This window comes from Paracoccus sp. (in: a-proteobacteria), from assembly GCF_046462195.1.
Classification (GTDB): Bacteria; Pseudomonadota; Alphaproteobacteria; order Rhodobacterales; family Rhodobacteraceae; genus Paracoccus.
The window spans coordinates 1-7,341 of record NZ_JBKGUN010000135.1 but is presented as its reverse complement, the minus strand read 5'-3'; the positions used below and the strand labels follow the sequence as shown (position 1 = coordinate 7,341).

The 7,341-nt window shown below is 61.0% G+C and carries 6 protein-coding genes; all 6 read right to left on the bottom strand.

Annotated features, from left to right (window positions below):
• Positions 1-160: 160 nt before the first annotated feature.
• Complete coding sequence (locus ACLHHB_RS08885; RefSeq protein ID WP_410217915.1) at positions 161-2,281, bottom strand: TonB-dependent siderophore receptor; 2,121 nt, start codon at positions 2,279-2,281, stop codon at positions 161-163.
• A 120-nt stretch (positions 2,282-2,401) separates the two neighbouring features.
• Entirely contained in the window at positions 2,402-3,214 is an 813-nt protein-coding gene (locus tag ACLHHB_RS08880; protein WP_410217914.1) for an ABC transporter ATP-binding protein, read from the bottom strand.
• Positions 3,211-4,224, bottom strand: coding sequence for a FecCD family ABC transporter permease (locus ACLHHB_RS08875; protein WP_410217917.1), 1,014 nt, complete (start codon positions 4,222-4,224; stop codon positions 3,211-3,213). Before ACLHHB_RS08875 ends, ACLHHB_RS08880 begins: the two co-directional genes overlap by 4 nt.
• A gap of 14 nt (positions 4,225-4,238) precedes the next feature.
• Complete coding sequence (locus ACLHHB_RS08870; RefSeq protein ID WP_410217913.1) at positions 4,239-5,273, bottom strand: FecCD family ABC transporter permease; 1,035 nt, start codon at positions 5,271-5,273, stop codon at positions 4,239-4,241.
• Complete coding sequence (locus tag ACLHHB_RS08865) at positions 5,270-6,223, bottom strand: iron-siderophore ABC transporter substrate-binding protein (protein WP_410217916.1); 954 nt, start codon at positions 6,221-6,223, stop codon at positions 5,270-5,272. Before ACLHHB_RS08865 ends, ACLHHB_RS08870 begins: the two co-directional genes overlap by 4 nt.
• A gap of 842 nt (positions 6,224-7,065) precedes the next feature.
• The coding region (locus tag ACLHHB_RS08860) for a hypothetical protein (RefSeq protein ID WP_410217912.1) at positions 7,066-7,341 on the bottom strand (276 nt) is incomplete at its 5' end.

The window sequence follows — 7,341 nt, the reverse complement described above, 5'->3', positions numbered from 1 at the left end:
CACATCCACTCTCCAGATCATGGGCCACGATCTTGTCTTCGTGTCCACAAAACCGGCAGAAGATCATGTCGAGACGCGGCCTCTGAAGACATTTTCAATGGAAATCATGAGCGGATGATGGACAAGACCGGCGCCTGCCGTTTGGCGCCGGTCGTGATCGTCAGAACCGGTGACGGAGCGTCAGGGAAACCTCACGGCCGGGATTGTAGTAATCGGCGCTGCCACGTCCGACGACATGCTTTTCGTCGGTCAGGTTATGGACGTTCACTGCCAGTTGGGTGTTGTCGGTCACATCATAGCTGTAGGCGGCGTCCAGAAGGACGGCTGCGTCGCTTTTTCCGGTGTCGTTGCCGGCGCTGAAGAAATAGGTGCCGGTGTACCGCGCACCCAAGCCGAATGTCATGTCGCCCCGCACGCCATTGCCGGCCAGCCTGTAGTCGAACCAGATCGAGGCAACATGATTGGGAACTGACGCTTGTTCATTGCCGGCGCGGCTGTTGTCGGTACTGGACCGCTGCACCTCGGAGGCAGCGTAGGAATAGGCCGCTGTCAGGTCGATGTCCGACGCCAATTCCATCTTTGCTTCCAGGTCCAGTCCCTTGACCCGGATATCGCCCAGCAGGTACCGGATGCCCGTCGTGACGTCGGAGGCGGTGATGTTGGTCTTGCTCAGGTCATAGAGTGCGGCACTGATCAGGGCATTCATGCCGGCGGGTTCGTATTTGTAACCAATTTCGTACTGCTCCCCGCGTTCCGGTTCCCTCCCCACATCCGGCGCTGCCACGGATTCCGCATAGCTGGCATAAGCAGACATTTCCGGCGTGATCTTCCAGGTCAGAGCGCCACGGATGGATGTTTCGGAATAATCGTCACTGCTGGTGGTTCCCGTTTCAAGATCATCGATGCTGAGGTCCAGCTTGTCATGACGGGCACCGACGGTCGCGATGAAGCGATCATCCAATGCCACATTCTGCTGCACGAAGATTGCCCGCGTCCGATCATCGCGCTGCGTATCGGCAAAGATGGCGGGATCCGAAGGGCCTCCCGAAAAGCGTGGATCGCGCGGGTCAATGGGCGCTGCACCGTTGAAGCCATAAAAGACGCGTTCGGGTGCAGAAACGTCCCGATATTCGACCCCTGCCAGAGTGCTGCTGTCAATCCGGCCGAAATCGCGATCGTGTTGCAGGATCACATCGCCCGCGATCTCTTTGGCTGAAGCGTCGATCCCATAATAATCGCGCTGGATCGGAAATTGCCCTTCTTCGCCATTCAGATAGGTATACCCGAATTTCTCGGTCGTATCGTTGTAGCGCAGGTTCGACCGCAGCGTGAGCCCGCTTCCGAAATCATGTTCGGCGATCAGGCTGACGGTCGTGCGCTCCACGTCGAGATAATTGAAATCAGGCTCTCCAAAGAATTGGTCGCGATCATAATCGCCAAAGCGGGGATAGCCGCCGCTGTTCGGCGTCGCGTCACGTGACAGATAGTCTGCAATCAGGCTGATCGAGGTGACGTCACTTGGCTGCCAAGTCAGGCCCCCCATCAGGAAGGCTTCGTCATCGCGGGAATGATCATACTCGCGCTTGCTGTCCTGCAGCTTGCCGGTGAAGCGATAGGACAGCGTGGCATTTGGGGTCAGCACATCACCAAAATCGAAACCGTATTCCTTGCGATCGTTGGACCCGATTGTTCCGGATATCTCCGAAAACCGCTCGGCCCGCGGGCGCTTGGTCACGAAATTGATCGAGCCGCCCGGATCAGCCACCCCGAACAGGGTCGAGTTCGCGCCTCGGATGACCTCGACTCGTTCATAGGCCAGCGGCTCTTCCCGGATGTCGCGCATCGAACCCAGCGTGACTCCGTCGCGATAGGTCGATGCTTGGAATCCGCGGAGCTGGAAATAGTCGTTGCGGTCGTCAGGGCCGTAGAAGTCGGTAATGGTCCCAGCCGAATACTGCAGAACATCCTCGAGCGTGCGGGCATCACGTCGCTCGATTTCCTTTTGCGTGATCACGGATACCGATGCCGGCGTATCCAGAATGCTGGTTGCCACCTTGCCGCCGACTGCCAGCTCCCGCGCCACGATCGAATTGGCGTCGTCATCGGCGCTTTCGACCTGCAGCGTGATCTCTGGCAGGCGAATGACCGGCGACAGGCGCGCCCCCGTATCATCCTGTGCCTGAACACCCACGGGGAGCAGCGCGAGTGACGCACAGCAGGACAACAGTGCGCTGCGGCGTGATCGGGTGCGGAGACTGCTTTTCGTGGTTATCAAAAGCATGGCAGAAACCTTATGAAATTTGTCAAGTTAAGGATCCTGTAGGTGCAGCAAGGCATTCAGGCAAGCACAAGCCAATGCTGAAACTGGCTCCGTGGCACAAAGGTGACACAAACAGTCGACTTAAGCCCTGTCCTTGAGGGTTCGATGTCGGCCAACGGGCAACATCATTGGTCGGCCCGAAACAGGATCTGTGACAATCCGGCTGGACAGACCGAAAACGTCGCGGATCGTCTGCTCATCCAGCACGTCTTCAGGGAGACCTTGGACATGAAGCCGTCCTTGATGCAGCGCGATCAAGCGATCCGCATAACGCGCCGCCAGATTCAGGTCGTGCAGCACCATCACGATCGTCGTACCGCGCTGTGCGTTCAGGTCGCAAAGCAGGTCCAACAGTTGAATCTGATGAGTCACGTCCAGAAAGGTCGTCGGTTCGTCCAACAGCAGAAGATCGGTTGCCTGCGCCAGTGCCATGGCGATCCAGGCACGCTGCCGTTGCCCCCCCGACAGTTCGTCCATCGCGCGGTCAGCCAGATCGGTGATCTTCGTGGCCTCCAGTGCTGCCGCCACCGCCTGTTCGTCGCCGGCGGTCCAGCGCGACACCAGCCCGTGATAGGGATGGCGCCCTCGACTGACCAGATCAGCGACGGTGATACCCTCAGGGGCGATGGGCGATTGCGGCAGCAGGCCCAGCACGCGGGCCAGCGCGCGCGTCGGCATCCGGTGGATGTCCTTCCCGTCCAGTGTCACCTGCCCCTGCTGCGGACGCAACAACCGCGACATCACGCGAAGCAGGGTCGATTTCCCGCAGGCATTGGCCCCCACGATGGCCGTGATCCTGCCCGGCAACAGGTCGAGGTCCAGTCCCCTGAGGATCTGCCGGTCGCCATAGCCGGCCGACAGGTCCGCAATGTTCAGGCGGTGGGAAATGGTCACACGGATCCTCCGACGCGATTTGCACGAATGATGAGCCAGAGCAGGAAGGGTGCCCCAAGGGCACCGGTGACCACGCCGACCGGGTAACGTCCCGGCAGCATGAACTGACCTGCGTAGTCCCCGACCAGAACCAGCACGGCGCCCACCAGCGCCGAGGGAACAAGGACCGAACCACGAGGCCCTGCAATCTTAGTGGCGATCGGACCGGACAGGAAGGCCACGAAGGCGATGGGCCCCGTGATCGCAGTTGCGACCGCAATCATGCCGACTGCGCTCAGGATGATCGTCAGCCGGAGGGGGCCCACCCGCACCCCCAGGGCCGAAGCGAGGTCGTCGCCCATCCTCAACGCCTCGAGGTCGCGACTGCGGGACAGCATCAAGCCGCCAAAGACTGCCAGCGCCGCCAGAAGCGGCCATGCCTGTTCAAGCCGAACGCCATTCACACTGCCGCTCAGCCAGCGCATGGCTTCTTGCAGATCCCACGCAGGTGCCCGCGCCAAGGCATAGGCAATGAAGCTGTTGATCATGGCCGAGATGCCGATCCCGACAAGGATCAGCCGAGATCCTGCGACACCTCCCTTGAAGGACAGGCCATAGATCAGCAGCGCAACCGCCAATCCCGCGGCAATGGCCATGCCTGATATGCTGGCCCCGTCCAAGGACAGGAAGACGATACCGAACACTGCCGCCGCGCTGGCTCCGGCGCTGATGCCGATGATGTCAGGGCTTGCCAGCGGATTGCGCAGCATCACCTGAAAGGCCGCGCCACCCAGACCGAAGCAGAGCCCGGCCAAGATCGAAATGACGGAACGTGGCAGCCTCAGCTGCCCGACAGTGAATCCCGCGCCGGGGACATCCTGTCCCATCAGCACGCGCAGGACCTGTCCCGGCGGTGTGAAGCTCTGCCCCAGCATCAGGGCCAGAAGGAACGACGCAGTCAACACCGCGACAAGGATCACCACCACGACCCGTCGCCGGATGGCGCGGCGCCTGCGTCCCGATTTCAGCATGGACAGGGTGCCGCTCACAGCTCTCGCACCTTGTGGCGCCGGACAATCCAGATGAAGAAAGGTGCGCCAACCAGTGCCGTCACGATGCCGACGTCCAGCTCGCTTGGCCGAGCCACCAGACGGCCCACGATGTCGGACAGGATCAGAAGCGCCGCCCCTCCCAAGGCCGAGGCCGGCAGCAGCCAGCGATGATCGACCCCCAACGTCAGGCGGCACGTGTGAGGCACGACCAGACCCACGAAACCGATCGGCCCGCAGATCGCCGTCGCTGCCCCGCAGAGCAGGACTGCCCCGATGGCGGCCATGGCACGGGTCAGCGCAACCTTTTCACCCAACCCCGCGGCCAGTTCGTCCCCAAGGGCCAAAAGGTTCAGCTTGCGCGCCGAGAGGAAAGAAATGGCGGTGCCCGCCACGAGAAACGGCAACACCAGCTCGATCCGGTCAAGGGTGGCACCCCCTACCCCCCCGACCTGCCAGGACCGGACACCGCCGGCAATATCGGCTCGCGGCAGCACCACCGCGATGGTCAATGATGAGAACGCCACAGATGTGGCGGCCCCTGCTAGCGCCAGCTTCAACGGGGTTGCTCCGCCTCGGCCAAGCGAGCCGACGGCGTAAACAAACGCGGCCGTCACACCCGCTCCCAGGATGGCTGTCCAGATAAAGCTGGACGCGGCGCTCATCCCGAACCATGCAATGCCGATCGCCACCGCCAGCGCTGCGCCGTTGTTGATGCCAAGGATCCCGGGATCAGCCAAGGGATTTCGCGTGATCCCCTGCATGACTGCCCCTGACAGGCCCAAGGCAGCCCCTGCAAGTGCCGCCAGCACTGTCCGCGGAAGCCTGACGGCGACTGCGGCTTGTCCTATCGTGCCGCTTTCACCCTGCAGACCCGCCAGAAGATCGGCCCAAGTCACCGCCCGCGTACCTATGGCCGCCGACAACAGCCCGAGCAAAACGACAACGAGGACCAAAACCAGCAGCGTCAGCGAACGGGTGGCAACGGCTCGCCGGGGCAGGGCACGTGGCAGGCTTGCAACAGCACTCATTCGCCGGCGCGCGCGGCATCTGCCAGAAGGTTTGCATAATCCTCCAGCACCCAAGGGATCGACAGCGGCGTCGGATTGGCTCCGGTTCCGACAGCATCGTTCTCTAGCATGACCACTGCGCCGTTCGCGACGGCAGGCATATGCGCCACCAACGGATCGGCCATCAGGCGTTCTCGTAGGTCAGGGCTGCCATAGGAGACAAAGATATCGACGTCGTCAAACTGGTCGATCAGTTCGGCACTGGTTTCGCCCGAGAACTGACCGGGCAAGGTCACTGCCTGCACGCTTGCAGGAAGGCTCAGGCCCAAGTCCCCAAAGAACTTCACGCGCGTGTCGTTGGCGGAATAGAAACGGATGACGCTGAGGTCCGTGCTGTCCAGATGGGTGATGAACATTGCCGACTTGCCCGAAAGTGACGGATGCTCTGCAACGGTCTCGCTGATCCTGGCTTCCAGCCGGCCAATCAGTGCCGCGCCTTCGGATGCCATTCCAAGGCCCGCTGCGTTCAGGCGGATCATCTCGCGCCAGTCGGTCGCCCAAGGTGCCTCGGGATAGGCCACGACAGGGGCGATCTGGCTCAGCATGTCATAGTCGGACCGACTGAGCCCCGAATAGGCCGCAAGGATGACATCAGGATCACTGGCAGCCACCGCCTCGAAATCGATCCCGTCGCCTTCATCGAAAAGCGATGGCACATCCGCTTCCAGTTCGTCGAGACGCGCCTTTACCCAAGGCAAGAGTCCGTCGCCGTCCTCGTCTCCGAAGTCTGCTGCTGCGAAGCCGACCGGCACGATCCCAAGCGCCAGCGGCACCTCGTGATTGGCCCATGCGACCGTGGCGACGCGCTCAGGGCGCTGCGGAATGACGCTTTGGCCAAAGGCGTGGTCAATGATCAGGGGATAGGAGGGATCCTGAGCGAGCGCGGCTCCGGCAGCACCGATGACTGCCAACACAAAATGCGGAACCACCACCGCAAGAACGCAAGACTGTTTCACGGAAAAACCTTACTTTTTTTGTCGGCATTGCATGGTGGACAAGGCTTGTCAAGATTGTTGCGGATTACGGTCCGCAACTCCGTAGACCAAGGTAACTTTGGCATCAGCTTCCGCACCATGCCTTTGAAGAGTGACGTTGAGCATTTGAGGGCAAAGATGTCGAACTGAGCTTTGTCAGCTTATCGAGGCTGGTGTCTGAGCGTTGCATCAGCGGGTGAGGATCCGTTCGACATGTCGCATCAAGATGAGGGTGTGCTTACGTTGCCCTGTCCGGCTGAAGTAATGGAGCAGTGGCACAAAACCTCGTTCAGCGGAGATTCGGCCGGTGCATGGCACACTTCAGCTAGTAAGGATCTTTCTTTTGGAAGCAGCTTGATCAATGGTTTAGGGGGAAGTCGCGGCAGGGGCGCTACTGTCAAAAGGCCGTTTTATAAGATCGGCCGATGACCCTCGTATGGCGTGACAGGCACTGCCAAGCCCCGGCCCGCTGCAGAAGTTTTCAGAATATGAGCGACAACTGCCAATGCCTGCATCCTGCTAGGCGGCCTCACCACGGCCCCCGGTGCTGAGACCATTGAAGAAACCGCCTGTGCCATCGGAGCTGAACCGGGTGGCGGCTTCGGCGTCGCCCTTCGCGGCCCCCGTGTGGCCGAAGTGACCATCCATTGCAGCGACGAGTGCTTTCTCTTGTCCAGCACCTCCGAAGTGCCGCTTTGCGGTGCGGTGCTGAGCCGGCCCGACACGTATGAAGATCAACTTGACCGGGCCACCGACTATGCCTCGTCCGACCTCATCACTTACTCGCCGTCACGGAAACCTAGATGGAAGGCGGGATGGAGCGTGGTTGGGTTTTGAAGGGCAACAATCCCTCTGAGCGCGACCTTGTCGGGAACCTGCTGCTGGAGCGGATTGGCCGGCCGGAAAGCTTGGACAAGTCCCTGCATGCCATTGGTCACGACACGACTTGGTTTGGCCAATAGGAAACAGGCTTCAACGATGAGCTGCGGGGCGTTGATGATGTGACCGCCCCCCGACGGCATCTGATGTGCCAAGGTGGGTCTGCAACGATCCAC

Bases quoted from the DNA above. Each gene is read 5' to 3' on its own strand.
- ACLHHB_RS08885 (WP_410217915.1), bottom strand. From the start codon at position 2,281: ATGCTTTTGATAACCACGAAAAGCAGTCTCCGCACCCGATCACGCCGC.
- ACLHHB_RS08875 (WP_410217917.1), bottom strand. From the start codon at position 4,224: ATGCTGAAATCGGGACGCAGGCGCCGCGCCATCCGGCGACGGGTCGTG.
- ACLHHB_RS08870 (WP_410217913.1), bottom strand. From the start codon at position 5,273: ATGAGTGCTGTTGCAAGCCTGCCACGTGCCCTGCCCCGGCGAGCCGTT.